The 236-nt window shown below is 66.5% G+C and carries 1 pseudogene; it reads right to left on the reverse strand.

The annotated features are described in order from the left end of the window. Positions 1-236: pseudogene (locus tag EFE23_RS28370) on the reverse strand (hypothetical protein); the annotation flags it as partial.

Below are 236 nucleotides of genomic sequence, written 5' to 3' on the forward strand. Positions count from 1 at the left end.
CCGCCGTCGGCGACCCGGAAGATCCGGAAGGCGTCCTCGGAGTCGCGCTTGATGGTGGCGTCGTTGCCCTTGATCGTGATTTCCTGCTTGATCGTGGGCAGGCCGGTGCCGGACTTCTTGTCGGCGAAGCTGAGCTCGTAGGTGCACTTCGGCGCCAGCTTGAGCGTGCCGCCGTGGTCCCGGTTGGCCAGGTCGACGGCCTCGATCAGCTTCTCCTCGTCACAGGGCACCTCCCG

Origin of the sequence: Micromonospora solifontis (assembly GCF_003725545.1) — a bacterium.
Classification (GTDB): domain Bacteria; phylum Actinomycetota; class Actinomycetes; order Mycobacteriales; family Micromonosporaceae; genus Micromonospora; species Micromonospora solifontis.